The sequence below is a fragment of the Culturomica sp. genome (assembly GCF_003524185.1).
Taxonomy (GTDB): Bacteria; Bacteroidota; Bacteroidia; order Bacteroidales; family Marinifilaceae; genus Culturomica; species Culturomica massiliensis.
The window spans coordinates 1-19,383 of record NZ_DOED01000024.1; the positions used below are offsets into that span (position 1 = coordinate 1).

16 protein-coding genes, 2 tRNA genes and 1 other RNA gene are annotated in these 19,383 nt (G+C 42.3%); 9 read left to right on the top strand and 10 right to left on the bottom strand.

The features are described 5' to 3' along the window. Positions 1-912: 912 nt before the first annotated feature. The 5 genes from DD657_RS08685 to DD657_RS08705 all read left to right on the top strand — a co-directional run bounded on the left by DD657_RS08685 (position 913) and on the right by DD657_RS08705 (position 6,137). Positions 913-1,647 (top strand): lipoate--protein ligase family protein, encoded by a 735-nt coding sequence (locus DD657_RS08685; RefSeq protein ID WP_287049589.1) that lies wholly within the window; start codon positions 913-915, stop codon positions 1,645-1,647. Between the two features lie 108 nt (positions 1,648-1,755). Then, a complete protein-coding gene (locus DD657_RS08690) occupies positions 1,756-3,072 on the top strand; it encodes a dihydrolipoamide acetyltransferase family protein (RefSeq protein WP_287049590.1) in 1,317 nt (438 codons plus the stop codon). Positions 3,073-3,095: 23 nt separating this feature from the next. Next, the gene (locus tag DD657_RS08695; RefSeq protein WP_287049591.1) at positions 3,096-5,129 is read left to right on the top strand and encodes an alpha-ketoacid dehydrogenase subunit alpha/beta; all 2,034 of its coding nucleotides are present in this window, start codon (positions 3,096-3,098) and stop codon (positions 5,127-5,129) included. Positions 5,130-5,149: 20 nt separating this feature from the next. Further along, positions 5,150-5,653 carry a flavodoxin gene (locus tag DD657_RS08700; RefSeq protein WP_068688421.1) on the top strand — a complete coding sequence of 168 codons (504 nt, stop codon included), beginning with the start codon at positions 5,150-5,152 and terminating at the stop codon, positions 5,651-5,653. A gap of 97 nt (positions 5,654-5,750) precedes the next feature. After that, positions 5,751-6,137 carry a thiol-disulfide oxidoreductase DCC family protein gene (locus DD657_RS08705; RefSeq protein WP_287049593.1) on the top strand — a complete coding sequence of 129 codons (387 nt, stop codon included), beginning with the start codon at positions 5,751-5,753 and terminating at the stop codon, positions 6,135-6,137. 10 nt (positions 6,138-6,147) lie between these two features. Here the strand turns inward: DD657_RS08705 and DD657_RS08710 are convergent, their stop codons facing one another. From DD657_RS08710 to ffs, 4 genes are all read right to left on the bottom strand, one after another. After that, positions 6,148-7,437 carry a hemolysin family protein gene (locus DD657_RS08710; protein WP_068688419.1) on the bottom strand — a complete coding sequence of 430 codons (1,290 nt, stop codon included), beginning with the start codon at positions 7,435-7,437 and terminating at the stop codon, positions 6,148-6,150. Between the two features lie 487 nt (positions 7,438-7,924). Further along, positions 7,925-7,996: transfer RNA gene (locus DD657_RS08715), tRNA-Thr, on the bottom strand. A gap of 149 nt (positions 7,997-8,145) precedes the next feature. Next, positions 8,146-8,219, bottom strand: a tRNA-Thr gene (locus DD657_RS08720). A gap of 7 nt (positions 8,220-8,226) precedes the next feature. Next, an RNA gene (gene ffs, locus DD657_RS08725) (signal recognition particle sRNA small type) lies at positions 8,227-8,320 on the bottom strand. 200 nt (positions 8,321-8,520) lie between these two features. On the opposite strand from ffs, the gene DD657_RS08730 reads away from it, so the two are divergent. Beyond that, positions 8,521-9,117 carry a hypothetical protein gene (locus tag DD657_RS08730; protein ID WP_021987029.1) on the top strand — a complete coding sequence of 199 codons (597 nt, stop codon included), beginning with the start codon at positions 8,521-8,523 and terminating at the stop codon, positions 9,115-9,117. 7 nt (positions 9,118-9,124) lie between these two features. Then, positions 9,125-10,252, top strand: coding sequence for a hybrid sensor histidine kinase/response regulator (locus DD657_RS08735; RefSeq protein WP_021987028.1), 1,128 nt, complete (start codon positions 9,125-9,127; stop codon positions 10,250-10,252). On the opposite strand, the gene DD657_RS08740 is transcribed toward DD657_RS08735, so the two are convergent. Both DD657_RS08740 and DD657_RS08745 read right to left on the bottom strand, forming a co-directional pair. Further along, positions 10,235-10,819: a 3'-5' exonuclease gene (locus tag DD657_RS08740; RefSeq protein ID WP_021987027.1), complete on the bottom strand. Its 585-nt coding sequence runs from the start codon at positions 10,817-10,819 to the stop codon at positions 10,235-10,237. The genes DD657_RS08735 and DD657_RS08740 overlap by 18 nt on opposite strands. A gap of 3 nt (positions 10,820-10,822) precedes the next feature. Then, positions 10,823-11,362 carry a DUF5063 domain-containing protein gene (locus DD657_RS08745; protein WP_287049595.1) on the bottom strand — a complete coding sequence of 180 codons (540 nt, stop codon included), beginning with the start codon at positions 11,360-11,362 and terminating at the stop codon, positions 10,823-10,825. Between the two features lie 276 nt (positions 11,363-11,638). On the opposite strand from DD657_RS08745, the gene DD657_RS08750 reads away from it, so the two are divergent. After that, positions 11,639-12,886, top strand: coding sequence for a DEAD/DEAH box helicase (locus DD657_RS08750; RefSeq protein ID WP_021987025.1), 1,248 nt, complete (start codon positions 11,639-11,641; stop codon positions 12,884-12,886). A gap of 74 nt (positions 12,887-12,960) precedes the next feature. On the opposite strand, the gene DD657_RS08755 is transcribed toward DD657_RS08750, so the two are convergent. From DD657_RS08755 to DD657_RS08765, 3 genes are all read right to left on the bottom strand, one after another. Beyond that, complete coding sequence (locus DD657_RS08755) at positions 12,961-13,440, bottom strand: low molecular weight protein-tyrosine-phosphatase (RefSeq protein WP_021987024.1); 480 nt, start codon at positions 13,438-13,440, stop codon at positions 12,961-12,963. A gap of 9 nt (positions 13,441-13,449) precedes the next feature. After that, the gene (gene ftsY, locus DD657_RS08760; protein ID WP_273133905.1) at positions 13,450-14,400 is read right to left on the bottom strand and encodes a signal recognition particle-docking protein FtsY; all 951 of its coding nucleotides are present in this window, start codon (positions 14,398-14,400) and stop codon (positions 13,450-13,452) included. Positions 14,401-14,525: 125 nt separating this feature from the next. Further along, the gene (locus DD657_RS08765; RefSeq protein WP_021987022.1) at positions 14,526-14,813 is read right to left on the bottom strand and encodes a nitrous oxide-stimulated promoter family protein; all 288 of its coding nucleotides are present in this window, start codon (positions 14,811-14,813) and stop codon (positions 14,526-14,528) included. Between the two features lie 171 nt (positions 14,814-14,984). On the opposite strand from DD657_RS08765, the gene DD657_RS08770 reads away from it, so the two are divergent. Beyond that, positions 14,985-18,848: a TIM-barrel domain-containing protein gene (locus DD657_RS08770; RefSeq protein ID WP_287049597.1), complete on the top strand. Its 3,864-nt coding sequence runs from the start codon at positions 14,985-14,987 to the stop codon at positions 18,846-18,848. Between the two features lie 145 nt (positions 18,849-18,993). Here the strand turns inward: DD657_RS08770 and DD657_RS08775 are convergent. Beyond that, on the bottom strand, positions 18,994-19,383 hold a 390-nt coding region (locus tag DD657_RS08775; RefSeq protein WP_287049598.1), incomplete at its 5' end, for a hypothetical protein.

Here is a 19,383-nt window from a genome sequence, read left to right on the forward strand (position 1 = left end):
ATAATAAATAGTTATCAGTTATTCAAATTTCATTACTTAGTATGTGTACTTTGACTTGAACTCAAGTAAAGAAAAAGATAGTTATTATTTCCTTTACCGATTGTCAATCAACTAGCAAGTGACGTAAATACAATATATATACTTAAATACAACACCTTCAAATTACAGAATAATTCTTTTTTAGAATAGAATTAAAATATAAACCCAAATTAGATTTCGCATGATAAAATTTATATTTGCATAAGCTATCATGCAACAAAATAACTCAACATCTGAATACAACTTCTGTAAATCCGGGGAAACTTTGTATAACACTTAATACACTTGATTCAAGATAACAATAGATATACATACTTCTCTACATCTTATTAAGCAAATATATAATTTGTTTTTCAAATTTACATAAATAATTCTCCAATATTCAAAACAGTAACAAACGTTTTCACTTCATCACAGAAAAATAAGTATAAATAATACAAAACATCTGATTTAACCTAGAATCTGATATTATTCAAACGGCAGAAATATATAAGGATAACTATAAATACTCAATAAGTCCGTAATTACACAAGCACCAGGTAATCGTATTGAAGAAGAATTACCGGAAGGCCGGTATACTATATATTATTCGGATTGGCAAAAATAAATTTCCGGGGCTCTGAAAACCTGAAAAATCTTCTCTCTTCCGGTATTCCCCATTCACGTATAAATTTGAAATTTACAACCGAAATCAATTTTATATTTCTTGTAGCAGAAGTAATCATCTGTAAAGCGTTTTTCAATAGAAAAACGACCATTTTATGACACGATCAACAAAAAGGCTTTTTAGAAACAGCAACCCAAGCGGATAATATCCGTAAACACAATTACACTTTTATTTGTTCTTTTTGAATAAATAAGGTGCAGAATAATATGAACACATTAATTATAGACAATCCTTTTACGGATATTTATTTCAACCTGGCAGCCGAAGAATTTCTGTTGAAAAACCGGCCGGAGAATATCCTTATGTTGTGGCAGAATACTCCGTCCGTCGTTCTCGGTAAACACCAGCGGGTAGAAACCGAAATCAACCTGACTTACGTAAAGGATAAACAAATCCGGATAGCCCGGCGATATTCGGGCGGTGGTACGGTTTACCACGATTTGGGCAATCTCAATCTGACATTTATCGAAAATACAAACGTTCCGGACTTTGAAAAATACACCCGAAAGACACTCGAATTTCTGAATTCAATCGGAGTACAAGCTCAAAAAGACACCCGGCTGGGCATAAATATCGGACACTTAAAAATTTCCGGAAGTGCCCAGTGCATCTACAAAACAAAGTGTATGTATCATTGTACCCTACTCTATGACACGAATCTGACAGCCCTGACAGCCTCACTTGCTGTTTCCCGAATCTCACCGGCACCGAAAACCGGATACTCCGTCGCCTCTGTAAAAAGTCCGGTAACCAATATCAGTAAATATTTGCAGTATCCCCCAGACACCGAAGACTTTAAAAACCAAGTCCTCGCGTTTTTCCTCAATACAATGCCTCAAAAACAGATTTACAATCTGAATCCCGATGAAATCAATCGGGTCGAACAACTCAAAAACGAAAAATACGCTACCACACAGTGGATTTTCGGTAAAGATTTCTAGGTAATTTATACCCGAACATTCAGGAACGGAAATTCGTTTAACAATAGTCATCAATTCCTAGTTATACTGAATTGATGTTAAATTATAAACATATAAAGTACCACTACCATGTCAATATTCGAAATAAAAATGCCTAAACTAGGCGAAAGCATTACAGAAGGCACCATTACCTCCTGGTCTGCCAAAGTCGGTGACACCATAAAAGAAGACGATATACTACTCGAAGTCAATACTGCAAAAGTAAGTGCCGAGATTCCGTCGCCCGTATCCGGAAAAATCGTCCAGATATTTTTCCAGACCGGAGACGTCGTCCCCATCGGCAAGGTTATTGCTACCGTCGATACAGACGGAAACGGCACAGATAACACAACCGAAGCTGCACCCCCTGAAAAAACAGAAACATCCGTTCCCGAACCAACGGCCACCACTACGGCAGCTCCGGCAAGTATTCCGGTAACAGCACAGGCCGCCAAATCAGAAACCGAAAGATGGTATTCCCCCATTGTACTTCAAATCGCCCAGGAAGCCAAAATCTCAAATGAAGAATTGGCTCATATCAAAGGTACCGGCTATCAGGGACGGTTAAGTAAAAAAGATATCCATGAATATATCGGACAAAAGAAAAAAAGTATATCTGCTACAACTCCTGTTGCCGGAACAAAAGCAGAAGTCCCGATATCTTCCCCGGCGGCTACCCCTTCTCAACATTCATCTACCCCTGATAATGCGGAAAACGAGATACGCCCTATGGACTACGTGCGCCGTCTGATTGCAGACCACATGGTAATGTCAAAAAACGTATCTCCTCATGTCACCAGCGTAATAGAAGTAGACGTTACAAAACTGGTACAATGGCGGAACAAGAACAAAGATGCCTTTTTCCGCCGCGAAGGTGTTAAACTGACATTTATGCCGGTCATAGCCGAAGCTTCAGCCAAAGCTCTGGCTGAATATCCACTGGTAAATTCTTCAGTAGATGGATACAACATTATACTGAAAAAGCACATCCATATCGGTTTCGCCGTTTCGCTTCCGGACGGAAATCTCATCGTACCTGTCGTACACGATGCAGACCACTCCAATCTGAACGGTCTGGCCGTAGCTATGGATACCTTGGCCCTAAAAGCACGGGACAACAAACTACTCCCCGAAGACATTGCCGGAGGTACTTTTACGATCACCAATTTCGGCACCTTCAAAAGCCTTTTCGGTACGCCGATCATCAATCAGCCCCAAGTTGCCATACTGGGAGTCGGTTACATCGAAAAGAAACCCGCCGTCATCGAAACACCGGAGGGTGATGCCATTGCCATCAGACACAAAATGTACCTGTCATTATCTTATGACCACCGTGTGATAGACGGTGCCCTCGGCGGACAATTTTTACGCAGGGTAGGCGATATTCTGGAAAACTGGCAAAGTTAACTTAACCTTTTAGTACAACAAAAATGAAAAAATACGACATAAAAAGCACAGATAAGGAAACCCTGAAAAAATGGTTTTACCTTATGACTTTAGGCCGTGCTCTCGACGAAAAGGCTCCGGTCTATTTGCTGCAATCCCTGGGCTGGTCGTTCCACGCCCCCTATGCCGGACACGATGGCATCCAACTGGCCATCGGTCAGGTATTTAAAAAAGAAGAAGATTTTCTGTTTCCCTATTACCGGGATATGCTCACCGCCCTTTCAGCAGGCATTACGGCAGAAGAAATCATATTGAACGGCATTTCCAAAGCCACGGACCCCGGGAGCGGCGGCCGTCACATGTCCAACCATTTCGCCAAACCGGAATGGCACATTGAAAACGTTTCTTCCGCCACGGGCACCCACGACCTGCACGCCGTCGGAGTCGCCAGAGCTATGGTATATTACGGACACAAGGGGGTAGCCATCACCTCTCACGGGGAATCGTCTACTTCCGAAGGTTTCGTTTATGAAGCCATCAACGGTGCCAGTACAGAGTGTCTGCCTGTTATTTTCGTCATACAGGACAACGGATACGGCATATCCGTACCCAAGAACGAACAAACCGCCAACCGCAAAGTCGCAGATAATTTTTCAGGATTTAAGAATCTTAAAATCATTCACTGTAACGGTAAAGACGTTTTCGATTCGATGAATGCCATGACGGCAGCCCGGGAACATGCCATCAACACCCGTAATCCGGTTATTGTACAAGCCAATTGCATACGGATCGGCTCTCATTCCAACTCAGACAAGCATACCCTTTATCGGGATGAAAACGAATTGGCCTATGTGAAAGCTGCCGACCCGCTGTACAAATTCCGCAGAATGCTGCTTCGCTACAAACGGTTTACGGAAGCAGAGTTACTGCAAATTGAAGAAGAGGCAAAAAAAGAACAAAATGCCGCTCACCGCAAAGCTTTGGCAGCCCCCGATCCGACGGCCGACAGTATATTGAAATATGTTCTGCCCGAACCCTATCAGCCTCAGAAATACAAAGAAGGTATCCAAAACCAGCCAGGAGAAAAGCAAACCATGGTAACCGCCTTAAATGAAACTCTGAAAGCCGAGTTCCGCCATAACCCGGACACCTTTATCTGGGGACAGGACGTAGCAAACAAAGAAAAAGGAGGCGTCTTTAATGTTACGAAAGGTATGCAGCAGGAATTCGGGGAAACACGGGTATTCAGCGCTCCGATTGCTGAGGATTATATCGTCGGAACAGCCGACGGGATGTGCCGCTTCGACCCGAAAATACATGTCGTCATCGAAGGTGCCGAATTTGCAGACTATTTCTGGCCCGCCGTCGAACAATATGTAGAATGTACCCACGAATATTGGCGGAGCAACGGAAAATTCACACCCAATATTACGCTCCGTCTGGCTTCCGGAGGATATATCGGAGGCGGATTGTATCATTCACAAAACATCGAAGGCGCCTTGACCACACTGCCCGGAGCACGTATTGTATGCCCGTCCTTTGCTGACGATGCTGCCGGGTTACTACGTACCAGTATGCGCTCCAAAGGCGTTACCCTGTTTCTGGAACCCAAAGCCCTGTACAACTCCGTTGACGCAGCCAGCGTTGTGCCCGACGATTTTGAGGTACCTTTCGGTAAAGCACGTATCCGCAGAGAAGGCAGCGATCTGAGTATCATCACTTACGGAAACACCACCCATCTTTGCCTGAAGGCAGCCGATCGTCTGGCAAAAGAAAACGGATGGAATGTTGAAGTCGTCGATATCCGTTCCCTGATCCCGCTGGATAAAGAAACAATATTCGCCTCCGTACAAAAAACAAGTAAAGTACTGGTTGTACATGAAGATAAGGTTTTTTCCGGCTTCGGAGCAGAACTGGCAGCCACGATAGGTACTGAAATGTTCCGTTATCTGGATGCTCCCATACAAAGAGTCGGTTCGACCTTTACTCCGGTAGGTTTCAACCCGATACTGGAACATGCCATTCTTCCCAGCGAAGATAAAATTTTCAAGGCAGCCAAAGAACTGCTCGAATATTAACAACAGATAGAAACAACACCATGAAAAAAATAGGCTTATTTTATAAGACAGACAGCTCCAAAACAGCTCTCGTTGCTCAAAAAATCCAGCAGGAATTCGGAAAAGGCATCGACATTATTCACATCGAAAAAGCCTGGAAAAAGGAATTTGAAAGCTACGATAATATTATCGCAGGTACTTCCACCTGGTTTGACGGAGAATTGCCGACCTATTGGGACGAACTGATCCCCGAATTGGAAACATTGAACCTGCAAAATAAAAAAGTCGCTATATTCGGTTTGGGAGACCAGGTTAACTACCCCGACAACTTTGTCGACGGTATCGGCATTCTCGCCGAAGCAATGGAAAAAGCCGGAGCCACAGTAATCGGCTATACATCCCCCGCCGACTATCAATTCAACCGGTCACTGGCACTGAAAGACAACCGGCTGTCAGGACTTGCCATAGATATCGAAAATCAATCCGATAAAACGGAAAAGCGTATCAAGGCATGGGTCAAGCAACTGAAACAAGAATTTGAGTAACACCCGAAAACGTCCTCCGATAAAACGCTTCCTAAAATCAAATGCTGTTTCCGGAGTCGTTTTTCTACGAAGGACGTTTTTTCTACTTATGCCATATATGCAAACGATATTATTCGACGGATATTGTAATCTATGCAGCTCTTCGGTCAGATTCGTCCGACGCAGAAACTCTGCTGCATCCTTCCATTTCATCCCATTGCAATCAGAGGCCGGACAACGTCTGCTCCAAAAAAACGGAATCAATATCAAAGAAAACAGTACTGTCGTCTATATCAAGGATAACCGCTATTTTCTACGATCGAGTGCCCTTTTGCATATATGCAAAGACCTTGGAAAAGGCTGGCAATTTATTTACTATAGCCTGGTACCGATCCCTACGTTTATCCGCGACCCCGTTTACACCCTGCTGGCCCGTTTACGATACCGGATATGGGGCCGACGCAACCGTTGTTTCCTACCACCTCCATCATCCCGACCGGAATAGTAAGTATTGATTATTTTTCCATTTCACTACAGGTAAGGACAACCAGTATTTTATCGATACGTGCCCCATCCATATCCATAATTTCGAACTTAAAATCTTTCCATTCTACACATTCTCCGCTTTGCGGAATATGTTCCAGCAGTTTCAGCACCAATCCGCCCACAGTATTAAAATCGTTATCACTGGAATACAGGTATTCTTTTTCAAAATAAGATAAAAAGTCGTACAAAGTGCATTGTCCGTCCACCAGCCAACCTTCATTATCTTTCCGCTTGATGATATCCGGTTCGCTGTATACATCTTCAATCGTTCCGACTAAACCTTCCAGAATGTCTTTCAAAGTAATAATTCCCTGACAAGTGCCGAATTCATCACAAATCAATGCCTGACTGACGCGCTGTTCCTTCATCCGCCCGAGTACTTTATAGACATTCATACTTTCATGAAAATAAGTGGCAGGACTCAAAACCTGACCAATATCAAAATCCTCTTTATCAAAGCAAAATACAAGATCTTTCAAGGTAACAATCCCTTTGACATTATCGAAATTATGGTCAATCACCGGATAAACCTCATATAAATTTTGTTCCAATACCTCCCGGATCTGGGTGTTACTCATATTTATATCCAGAGCGACTACGTCCGAACGATGCGTCATCAGGGAACTGACCTTCAAATCCCCCAGCATAAATACCCGTTCGACAATATCCTGCTCAACTTCCTGTACAGCCCCGTCTTTTGTACCTTCCTGAATGATAGACCGGATTTCTTCCTCAGTTACTTTTCCCGAATCGGATTTAAGGCCCAACAGATTAAAAACAAAAGCCGTACTTTTTGCCAGCAACCAGACAAAAGGAGAAGCAACCAATGCTAACAGATACATCGGACGGGCTACAACCTTAGCAGCCCTTTCCGCTACACTCATTCCGATCCGCTTAGGAACAAGCTCTCCGAAAATTAAGGTAAAATAAGTCACTAACGCCACAATAACAGTCTGGGCTAACGGACGTGATACTGAAGCAGAAACACCCCATCCCATTAAAACTTCAGAGAAATCATCAGCCAACACGCTCCCCGAATATATACCGGTCAAAATACCGATAATGGTGATTCCGATCTGTATCGTTGATAAAAACTTATCCGGTTCGTTTACAAGTTTCAGAACCACCCGGGCCGATTTACTCCCTTTCTTTATTTCATTAGACAAATGGGATTTTCTTACGGAAATCAATGCAATTTCAGACATAGCCAAAACCCCGTTCAATACAATCAAAATTATAATTACAATTAACTCGTTCATCGTTTATTCAAAATTATCAATCCGCTATTTTAAATACATTCACATAAAACCTATATTACACAAAAGGAACAACAATCATTCCCAATGAATAACAGAGTTAAATCCGCAAAAACAAAACCAGCAGAAAGAGAGCAGTATGAAACAATACCGTCCTTTTATAGAAAAACCTTGATATACCTCCCTTACAGGCAGATATATCAAGGCAAATTATATGATCATCTAAATCTTCGAAGACAAATTAAACAATGGTTTACAGATACAAATATAGTAATGATACCTCTATCATACAATAGAGTATGCTCTCACTCTACTATTAAATTTAGTAAAAATCACTTAAAAAAGATCGACAAAAAAAATCCCATTTATAAAATAAATCCGGTATATTCAGATTGATATACAGACACCGGATTTGAAAAGGTCCGATTTTCCCCGCCTGAATAATACCGAAACGGGATAACAAAAAAGTCACCATTACTGGTGACCTGCGAGCTGTTAGTGAGATTTGAACTCACGACCTCTTCCTTACCAAGGAAGTGCTCTACCCCTGAGCTATAACAGCAAAATCAAAAGAACTGTTTCATCATCTGCCGGATTTTACATCCGTTTCTGATCTCCAAGCTTCTTGCCGGATAAGCTCCGCCAATTCGACAAATGCTTCTTAAACTTCTTAGCAGATAGACTTCGCCGATCCGCCAACATTTTCTTTTGAGCCTCTTGTCGGATTCGAACCAACGACCCCGAGATTACAAATCACGTGCTCTGGCCAACTGAGCTAAAGAGGCAGGTGGGTAAGCGAACTATGTCGCACCGCTACGACCATCTACCCTTGCTGCCTTCCGACCCTGGGGGGATTCGACAGGAGCTGGTCGCATAGGACTTACCCGGGCACAAAAGTAGTAAATTCCGGTTACCTACCAAAATTTTTTTCTTTTTTTTCTTACTACGATTAGCATTTCTTATACAACTCAATATTATTCAATTCCTTAAACGTTAAAAAAGAAATTACATGCAACCTCTTTTACTTATTTTTGGTATAAACAGTATAATTTATAAAAAACAAAAAGAAATTTAATCTAATATACTATGTACAACCTTTGGAATAATGAAGCGAACAATTACGATAGTAACAGTCGTTTCTTAGCCCGTTTAAATATAACACTGGCTTCTCACAATTGCAGTCCCGACAGCATGAAAAAAGTATTGGCAACAATTGCCAATCACTACGGTTATGACAGAATAGATATCATCACCATTCATCCAGACCGCACCTTTTCCGTTCCCTATGAATGGTGCCAAAAAACAGTTACTCCCCTGAAGAACAATACGAAAACATCCTGCTTTTATGCAAAAGAGCTGGAAGATCAATTAAACACACTCGGTTATATCTACATTCAAACGCCGGAAGAAATACATTCCCCGGAATTGAAGGCTTACTTACAAGCTTATAACACGGCAGACCTGCTCATGCTACCCTTGTTTTCCCGTTATCTTTTTTCATTTATCGCCTTTTCGCATTGCAGCACCCCGGTATCGACCGATATAAAAACGATACCGCATCTGGAAATGCTGGCGGATATGATTGCAACGAATATGGAGAAAAACCTTACAATCCAAAAACTATTCTTCCGGCTTCTTCAAACGGCCAAGATTTCTTCAACCCCTATTTATAACCGATTCTAAACAAACTATGGATATTAGCAGCAAAAAATATGCTTTATCTATCTTCATTCCCACAGTTCCGCTTTTTGAAAGAATAAGCAGAACTGTGGAAAAAGAACAATTCACCGTTATTCCCATCTGCTGCGAGCAAGAATTCGAGAATACCGATGCCGATTTGATATTATTACAATACGAAACACTTGTTCCCGGTCAATGTAATATCATACACCGAATCCGGCAAAACAAATCGACCCGGAATACACCGGTTATATTTATCGCTTCGGCAAACGACAGTAATATCATCGGCGAATGCCTCAATTTCGAATCCACTGATTTCGTCACTTTACCGTTACGAGAAAAAGAGCTTATTCTTCGCATCCGGCACCAATTATCGCTAATTGAAGCCCAACGGACCATTAAGCAACAAAACGAACAACTCCAACAAACACTGCAAGCCAGAGATAAACTGTATTCTGTCATTGCACATGACCTGCGTTCGCCGATCGGAACAATAAAAATGATCAATGCAGCCATCGAGACTGAAAAGGAAAAGATTACCAATCCCAGCATCCGGAAAAAATTCGAAATGATCAATGAAACAACGGAAGAAGCCTATAACTTACTGGAAAATTTATTACGCTGGACACGTAACCGGCATGGAAAAACAAAGGTCATTCCGACTCTATTCGACCTTTCTATAGCAACACGCCAGGTACTGTCACTTTTCACCACCATTGCAAAAGCCAAAAATATCCGTTTAACGAATCAGCTTCTCCATTCCTTACCGGTATATGCGGATGAGGATATGATCAAAACAGTACTTCGGAATCTGATATCCAATGCTATAAAATTCACTTATCCGGATGGTAATATCGAATTGTATTCGACTGTCGAAAAAGATTATGTAACCATTGCCATCAAAGACAACGGGCAAGGTATCAAAAAAGAAGATCAAAAATATCTACTACAGGAAAATCATTCGGTCAGTACTTATGGAACACGCAACGAGAAAGGCAGTGGCCTGGGCCTGATCTTAAGCCAGGAATTCATCAAATTAAACAACGGAAAGCTTTATTTTACCTCGGCAGAAGGACAAGGAACGACATTCTACTTCGCTCTCCCCAAAGCAAAACCGCAATCACCCATGACACAATAACTCGTCATACATCCGCAGTGCTCCCCACGCATCCGTAGCGGCATATTTTACCTGCTGGGGAGTCAATTGAAGTGCTTCCCAATTGGTTACCCGTTGCCGTTTCGAAATCTTTACCCGGAAAATAATAGCCATCAGTTTAGAAAAAGACTTTTCTTTTATGCCATATTTTACGACAAAATCCTGTAAATCCACAAAAGATGCCGGCGTAAAACTTTCCCGCTCTTTCAACATACGCAAATCGTCCCGGATACCTACTCCGATTTTTTTGATACGAACATCGGCTAATAACCGGCGCAACGAAGGCGTAAAACCGAATTTATTCAAACGGAACAAATACACCCGTTCGGCAGCCGCCAACTGCAAAAGGCTGACTGGATATGTCTCTCCTTTATGGAAAGCCGGACGAGTTTCCGTATCAAATCCCAGACAAGAATGAGCCGATAAATAAGCAACGGCCTCATCCACCTCTCCCGCATTCTCAATCACCCGGATTTCTCCGTCAAAGGCAAAAACCGGAAATGTCTCAATTTCTTCCCGGGTAATTGTTTCCTGATATATTGTTTCCATTTTTTATTCTTTTTCTATTCCTTCTTCCACGATCCGATACACAACCTGATGAACAGCCCTCAACACTCCGGCACACGCTCTTCCCCAATACAACTCGAAATTATTATTCAATGTCCACAATGCCTCCCCGATAACCTCCGGAATTCCACATCTATACGATACGATAAAATTTTTCAAGTCCTGATAAATATCACAAACCTTCTCCGCTATAGAATGAATTACCGGAGCTTCACTGTACTGCATATTATCATCGAATACTTCCAGATATTCATCATACTCACCGAATAAACGGTGTAATTCCCCATACAAATAATTGTACTGCTCTTCAGTTACCGAATCTTCGGCCAAACCTTCCGCGTCACAATCACAAGCTGGCATCAAACTACCTTTCAGATAGATCAACGGAATAAATTTCTGAAGCCGGCAAAATACATCCTGACGCTCCATAGAAGGTATTGTCTCCACAAAATCGCAAAACTCTTTTGCTACAGCTACAAATTCAATAACTTCTTTACTATAACCGACATGCTGAAAATCTTCCATAATATTTCACTTTATCTTGCCCCGATTCCGTTTTCTTTTGGAACGGCAAAGTTACAAAAAAATTAACTTATATCCTTTCTATTGCATAAGAGATAAGGTTTTCAATCTGTTAAACTCCGCAAATGTTTCTGTAAATTATTGCAACATAGTCCATTTTCCTGATCTATATCAAATCAACCGAAAAAATGAGACCATTGTATCCTCAAATTAAAAATCCCTTCGCAGAAAAATCTTCAAATTATAATTCGTATCTTCGCCCTATAAAACAAAACTAGAATGAGATTTGACGAATTAGGCCTGGATGAAGCTGTTTTGCAAGGATTAGATGCTATGAATTTCCAGGAAACCACTCCCGTACAGGAAAAAACAATCCCCGTAATTTTAGAAGGAAAAGATATTATCGGTTGTGCCCAAACCGGCACCGGAAAAACGGCAGCCTATATTCTGCCGGTATTAAACCGGATGGTTACAGAACCACAATCCGATGAATACATCAAAGCCATTATCATGGCCCCTACCCGCGAATTGGCACAACAAATAGATATGCAGTTCGAAGGTTTTTCATATTTCGTTCCTGTTTCCACTCTGGCCATCTACGGAGGAGGGGACGGCAGTGTCTGGGACCAACAAAAACAGGGCTTGCAAATGGGTGTAGACGTTATCATTGCAACTCCGGGCCGACTGATCACACATTTGGAAATGTACGATATCGACCTTTCGCACGTACGCTATTTTATCCTCGACGAAGCCGACCGAATGCTGGACATGGGATTTTCCGACGATATCATGAGAATCGTCAAAAAACTACCGGCAGAAAGACAAACGATTATGTTTTCGGCTACAATGCCTCCCAAAATTCAGCAATTGGCTAAAACGATTCTGAACGATCCGACCGAAGTCAAAATAGCCGTATCCAAACCCAACGAAGCAATTACACAAGCAGCCTATATTTGCACCGAAATGCAGAAAATGGGACTCATTAAAGAAATGTTCGGGAAACCCGTCAAATCAAAAAGTATTATTTTCTCCTCTTCCAAACAGAAAGTAAAGGAACTCGCATATACCCTGAAACGTATGAAATTCAATGTCGCAGCGATGCATTCCGATCTGGAACAGGCCGAACGTGAAAAAGTAATGCTCGACTTTAAAAACAATAAAATAACCGTATTGGTAGCCACCGATATCGTCGCCCGGGGGATTGACATCGAAGACATCGGTATGGTATTGAATTACGACGTACCACATGATCCCGAAGATTATATTCACCGGATCGGACGTACGGCCAGAGCCAATGCAGAAGGATTAGCCATCACCTTCGTCTCAGAAAAAGAACAGGGAAAATTCCACCGTATAGAACAATTCCTTGAAAAAGAAATTTATAAAATCCCACTTCCTCCCGCTTTAGGAGAAGCGCCCGTTTATAACCCGAAAGCATTCAACGGCGGCAGGAAACCCAATTACAAATCCAAACGTAACGGGAACGGAGGTAAAAAAAGATTCTTCCGGCCCAAAAAACAAGAATAACAAAATTCTGTCTACAGATACACACTAAATAAAATAGCCTGTGTGATTTGCACAGGCTATTTTAATAATATCCATTATACCGTTTTTTCTTTCTTAAGCCTTTCCAACAACCCGTCAACTCCATCTTCCAGCAAATCCAAAACAAACTCAAAACCTCCACTCCCTCCGTAATAAGGATCGGGAACCTCTGTATGAGTATACTTGCGACAAAAATCCGTCATCCTGTATATTTTTTCCCGTTCTTTGTCATCGAGAGCCAAATGCCGTAAATCCGCAATGTTCATGTCATCCATTCCGATAATCATATCGAAAGCCGGAAAATCTGCCGATGCATAAAAATGCCGGGCACGGCTATCCAGCACATACCCTCTCTTAACTGCATGTTGTCTCATCCGCGAATCAGGCAAAGCACCGGAATGTCCACCGTATGTTCCTGCCGAATCAATCACAAATTCTTCCTCCAAACCAGCTTCCTTCACTTTAGCTTTCATAATAGCCTCCGCAGCCGGAGAACGACAGATGTTCCCCAGACAAACAAAAAGAACCTTCTTCACCCTAATTGCTTAATTAAACAAAGAATCTACGAATTCTTCCCGGTTAAACACCTGTAAATCTTCCATTTTTTCACCGATACCGATATATTTCACCGGGATTTTGAACTGATCCGAAATACCGATAACGACTCCCCCCTTCGCCGTGCCGTCCAATTTAGTCACCGCCAAAGCATTCACCTCCGTCGCTAAAGTAAACTGTTTGGCCTGTTCATAGGCATTTTGTCCGGTCGATCCGTCCAACACCAACAGTACTTCATGCGGAGCATCGGGAATTACCTTTTTCATTACATTTTTAATCTTTGTCAACTCGTTCATCAAGTTGATCTTATTGTGCAAGCGACCTGCCGTATCGATAATAACAACATCAGCTTTGTCGGCTTTCGCCTTACTCAGCGTATCAAAAGCTACCGAAGCCGGATCCGCCCCCATATTTTGCTTTACAATAGGTACTCCTACCCGCTCTGCCCAAATAACCAACTGATCTACGGCAGCAGCCCGGAATGTATCAGCCGCTCCCAACACAACATGCTTCCCTGCTTCTTTAAACTTATTGGCTAGTTTACCAATCGTGGTTGTCTTTCCAACTCCATTCACTCCTACAACCATAATGACATAAGGTCCACCGCCCGCCGGCAAATCGAAAGCATCCACATCGGCTTTATTATTTTCCTTCAACAAATCGACAATCTCCTCCTTCAACACCTGATTTAACTCATCCACCCCCATATACTTATCCCTTCTGACCCGTTCTTCTATCCGCTCAATAATCCGGACCGTCGTTTCCACACCGACATCTGAAGTAATCAAAACCTCTTCCAAATTATCCAGCACCTCATCATCCACCTTCGATTTACCCACAACGGCCCTGGCCAGCTTCTTAAAAACACTTTCCTTAGTCTTTTCCAGTCCTTTATTCAAACTCTCCTTTTTATCCTTACCGAACAATCCGAACAATCCCATTTTTCCCCATTTAAATATTAACAATCAGGCTTTCTAATCCCTCGAATTCTCTCATAAACAGCCCTTAAAAAAAACGCTACTAAAATATGAATTTTAAATCAATTTCTAACCATCCCTTTCAAAAATCAAAAAAAATGTTTTATCGCCACCCAAGGATGATAAAGCAACATCCGGGGACCGCTATACCGCATAACCTTCCTGATTTTCTCCCGCATCTCCGGCCTGTAACAATGTATCGTACAATGTTTACAGGATGTTTTACTCTCCCCGAACGGACAAAGTTCCAAACGTTTATGAGCATATTCCAGCAAAGCACGACATTCCGGACACAATTCTGCATTTTTTTCCCTTTTGCGGCAATACAGACGGATCATTGTAGCAATAATCTTCTTCTCTTTCTGAATTTTATCCACTTAACAATCAGAATTTAATTGTATCGATAAACCACAACGACCTTAATAATATTTTTAACGTAATACATTTTGTTTCTAAAAATTTTCACTTACTTTGCATATTAAGATCGTCGAATATTTCGGAGTGCAATATATTCAATTTTTATCACATTTAAATCTTACAGTAAAGTCATGAACAACGTCATTGGTAATTCTACAATAAGGAAAGTTTTTCTGATTGCCTTCTTATTGCCTCTGATGCTTTCGTCCTCTCCGGTGCAAGCCGCGCAAAAGACCGAAAACGTTGGAGAAGTATCTCAACCCAATCCGGCTATCGTCGGTGCTCAAAAAATCAACCCGACCACCGTCGAAGTCTTGTTATCCGGCAACCGGATGATCACCTTTGACTTTTACGGAGATAACATTTTCCGGATGTTTCAGGATAACACGGGAGGTATCATCCGGGACCCGGAAGCTCAACCGGAAGCACAAATTCTGGTAAGCCGGCCCAGAAAACCATTATCAGAACTAAATTTGCATGAAACGGATCATCTGCTCACAATCTCTACGGGAAAAATCAAAATAGAACTGAATAAAAATACCTCTCTTTTCACTGTAACCAACCTGAAAACCAATTCGGTTGTATTGGAAGAAATTGCTCCTATCCAATTTGAAGCGAAAAAAGTTATTTTGACTTTAAAAGAAAATCCTCAGGAATATTTTTACGGGGGCGGCGTACAAAACGGACGTTTTTCACACAAAGGGAAAGTTATTTCTATTGAAAATCAGAACAGCTGGACAGACGGCGGAGTAGCTTCTCCTACGCCCTATTATTGGTCGACAAACGGCTACGGGGTAATGTGGTATACCTTTAAAAAAGGGAAATATGATTTCGGTGCCAAAGAAAAAGGTATCGTAACCTTATATCACGAAAGTGATTATCTGGATGTATTCTTTATGATCAACGAAGGAGCAGTTTCACTGTTGAATGATTTTTACCAATTGACCGGACATCCGGTATTATTACCTAAATTCGGTTTTTATCAAGGCCATCTGAACGCCTACAACCGGGATTACTGGAAAGAAGACGAAAACGGAATTTTATTTGAGGACGGTAAACGGTATAAAGAAAGCCAAAAAGATAACGGCGGTATCAAGGAATCCCTGAACGGAGAAAAAGACAACTATCAATTTTCAGCCCGTGCAGTTATCGACCGCTATAAAAACCATGACATGCCCCTGGGCTGGTTATTGCCCAACGACGGCTACGGAGCCGGTTACGGACAAACTGAAACACTGGACGGGAATATCGAAAACCTGAAACAACTGGGGGATTATGCCCGTGAACACGGCGTCGAAATCGGATTATGGACGCAATCCGACTTACACCCGAAACCGGAAGTCAGCGCCCTGTTACAGAGAGATATTGTAAAAGAGGTGCGGGATGCAGGCGTACGCGTGCTGAAAACCGATGTCGCCTGGGTCGGCGCAGGCTATTCATTCGGATTGAACGGAGTGGCCGACGTCGCCCATATTATGCCTTATTACGGTAACGACAGCCGTCCGTTTATCATTTCCCTGGACGGTTGGGCTGGTACTCAGCGTTATGCCGGTATTTGGTCGGGCGATCAAACCGGAGGTGTATGGGAATACATTCGTTTCCATATTCCGACATACATAGGCTCCGGATTGTCCGGTCAACCGAATATATCTTCCGATATGGACGGTATTTTCGGAGGGAAAAAACCGATTATCAACACCCGTGATTTCCAATGGAAAACGTTCACTCCAATGCAATTAAATATGGACGGTTGGGGTGCCAATGAAAAATATCCTCACGCATTGGGCGAACCGGCAACTTCCATCAACCGCTGGTATTTAAAATTGAAATCGGAATTGATACCGTATACCTACAGCATCGCTAAAGAAGCCGTCGACGGCATGCCGATTGTCCGGGCCATGTTCCTGGAGTACCCAAACACGTATACATTAGGCAAAGCGACCCAATACCAATTTTTATACGGTCCTTACTTCCTGATTGCCCCCATTTATCAGGAAACGCAGGTGGATGAACAAGGAAACGATGTCCGAAACGGCATTTATTTACCGGAAGGCGTATGGATCGATTACTTCACCGGAGAAAAATACGAAGGCAACCGTATCCTCAATAATTTTGCAACTCCGCTTTGGAAATTACCGGTATTTGTGAAAAACGGAGCCATTATTCCGATGACCAATCCGAATAATAATGTATCGGAAATCAACCGTAATCTCCGCATCTACGAAATCTATCCGTATGGCCATAGCTCATTTACGGAATACGACGACGACGGAGTAAGCGAAGCCTACCGGCTGGGACAGGGAGTAACCACCCGAATCGAGTCGCATGTTGACGCTAAAAACAATGCCACCGTGATCATACATCCCACGCAAGGCAACTTCGAAGGCTTCGTCAAAGAAAAGGCAACGGAATTCAGAATCAATGTCACAGCCAAGCCGAAAAAAATAACGGCAAAAATAGGTAAAGACAAAGTGAAATTGACAGAAGCACGCAATATGGAGGATTTCCTGAAACAAGAAAATGTCTGTTTCTACGATGCAACCCCGGATCTGAACAAATTTGCGACCCCGGGAAGCGAATTTGAAAAAGAAGTAATTACTAAAAATCCACAGCTTCTGGTTAAACTGGAATCCACGGACATCACTGCCAGTCCGACCGTTCTGACCATAGAAGGATTTGTGTTCGAACCGACAGACAATTACAGAATAAATACAGGCTCTTTAAGTGCTCCGTTGGCGCAAATTACAGAGGAAAATACGGAAGCTTACACATTAAAGCCGACCTGGAATAAAATCGCCAATGCTGATTTCTATGAAATCGCATTTAACGACATGCTTTACTCCACGATCCGGGATACCGAATTGCTATTTGAAGATTTAAATGCAGAAACTGCTTATTCTTTTAAAATACGCTCGGTAAATAAAGACGGCTATTCCGACTGGTCGGCATTTGACGCTACCACAAAAGCTAACCCCTTGGAATTTGCCCTCCAGGGAATCTTAGGTGAAACGACTGCCGAAAATCAAGGCGGCCAGGGAATCCAAAAGCTATTTAACTATGACGAAGGCGATGCATGGCATACAAAATGGGGAGAAAAAGCTGTTCCGTTCGATTTGACAATGGATTTACGAACCATCAACCAATTGGACAAATTCCATTACCTGCCGCGGACTGACGGAGGTAACGGAGTACTGCTGAAAGGTTCCGTTTATTACAGTATGGACAAAGAAAACTGGACCGAAGCCGGAACCTTCCAGTGGGAAAGAAACGGAGATACCAAAATTTTCACATTCGCCAATCGCCCGACAGCCCGTTATATTAAAATCTCCGTAACGGAAGGTGTCGGAGGATACGGTTCGGGCAGAGAATTATACGTATTCAAAGTACCGGGAACCGAAAGCTATCGTCCGGGAGACATCAACAACGACCGTCTGATTGACATGAACGATTTCACCTCATATATGAACTATACCGGATTACGCCAGGGTGATGCCGATTTCGAAGGATATGTCAGTAACGGGGATATCAACCGGAACGGCCTGATCGATGCTTACGATATTTCTGTCGTGGCCACCCAACTCAGAGGGGGTGTCGAAAAACAGACAACTGAGAAAGTAAACGGAAATATAAAGCTAAGTACGGCCAAACAGACTTATAATCCGCAGGAAATTATCGAAATACAGGTGAAAGGCTCCGACCTTCGTTCCGTAAATGCGATCAGCTTCGCCCTACCTTACAACCAACAGGATTATGAATTTGTCGGAGTTGGGGTACAGCACATGAAGGGGATGGAAAACCTGACCAACGATCGCCTCCACACCAACGGTATAAAAGCTTTGTATCCGACTTTCGTAAACATCGGTAATAAGGAAATGCTGGAAGGCAACGAAAATCTGTTTATCCTGAAATTCAAGGCCAAACGGAAACTCAAATTCGACCTGAAAGCCATAGACGGGATACTGGTAGACAAAAACCTGAACACCCACAAATTCTGATTTACCCTAAAAAATAATCCCGGAAAATTCCGGGATTATTTTTTATCTCTCAAAGATATTTAAAATTGATATCAACCTGACCAATCCACTCCCCAACCGTAAATTAATAATCGTAAACACGTTTAGCGTACTACATTCAGAACCGTTATTCTTTCGGCTCCGACCGGATAAGATACACAAACATCCCACCATCATCATTATAGAAAAACAAGGTATCGCCATTTATTTTATACGCCTGGGGACCGAATTCAAAAGAAGGGCCGTCTTTCCAACTGCCCGACATATACTGAAACATCATGATTTTATTGTCTTTCGTATAATAATAATTATTAGTCCATGATTTATAGCGCTCTCCGCTATCTTTTATCTCGTATGTCAAAAAACGGCCATCGGATTCGTAAATATCATATCTATGCTCCTTATTTAGCTCGTCATACCGCCCCCACCAACCAATCAGCTCCGGATCGCGGGGCTGAGATTTATAAAATTCGAACAATTCAGCACCCTTATCATCATGACAGGCTGACAGAAAAAG

Excerpts from the sequence above, each read along its gene's own strand:
- DD657_RS08685 (WP_287049589.1), top strand. The coding sequence starts at position 913 with ATGAACACATTAATTATAGACAATCCTTTTACGGATATTTATTTCAAC.
- DD657_RS08690 (WP_287049590.1), top strand. The coding sequence starts at position 1,756 with ATGTCAATATTCGAAATAAAAATGCCTAAACTAGGCGAAAGCATTACA.
- DD657_RS08695 (WP_287049591.1), top strand. The coding sequence starts at position 3,096 with ATGAAAAAATACGACATAAAAAGCACAGATAAGGAAACCCTGAAAAAA.
- DD657_RS08700 (WP_068688421.1), top strand. The coding sequence starts at position 5,150 with ATGAAAAAAATAGGCTTATTTTATAAGACAGACAGCTCCAAAACAGCT.
- DD657_RS08705 (WP_287049593.1), top strand. The coding sequence starts at position 5,751 with ATGCAAACGATATTATTCGACGGATATTGTAATCTATGCAGCTCTTCG.
- DD657_RS08710 (WP_068688419.1), bottom strand. The coding sequence starts at position 7,437 with ATGAACGAGTTAATTGTAATTATAATTTTGATTGTATTGAACGGGGTT.
- DD657_RS08730 (WP_021987029.1), top strand. The coding sequence starts at position 8,521 with ATGTACAACCTTTGGAATAATGAAGCGAACAATTACGATAGTAACAGT.
- DD657_RS08735 (WP_021987028.1), top strand. The coding sequence starts at position 9,125 with ATGGATATTAGCAGCAAAAAATATGCTTTATCTATCTTCATTCCCACA.
- DD657_RS08740 (WP_021987027.1), bottom strand. The coding sequence starts at position 10,819 with ATGGAAACAATATATCAGGAAACAATTACCCGGGAAGAAATTGAGACA.
- DD657_RS08745 (WP_287049595.1), bottom strand. The coding sequence starts at position 11,362 with ATGGAAGATTTTCAGCATGTCGGTTATAGTAAAGAAGTTATTGAATTT.
- DD657_RS08750 (WP_021987025.1), top strand. The coding sequence starts at position 11,639 with ATGAGATTTGACGAATTAGGCCTGGATGAAGCTGTTTTGCAAGGATTA.
- ftsY (WP_273133905.1), bottom strand. The coding sequence starts at position 14,400 with ATGGGATTGTTCGGATTGTTCGGTAAGGATAAAAAGGAGAGTTTGAAT.
- DD657_RS08770 (WP_287049597.1), top strand. The coding sequence starts at position 14,985 with ATGAACAACGTCATTGGTAATTCTACAATAAGGAAAGTTTTTCTGATT.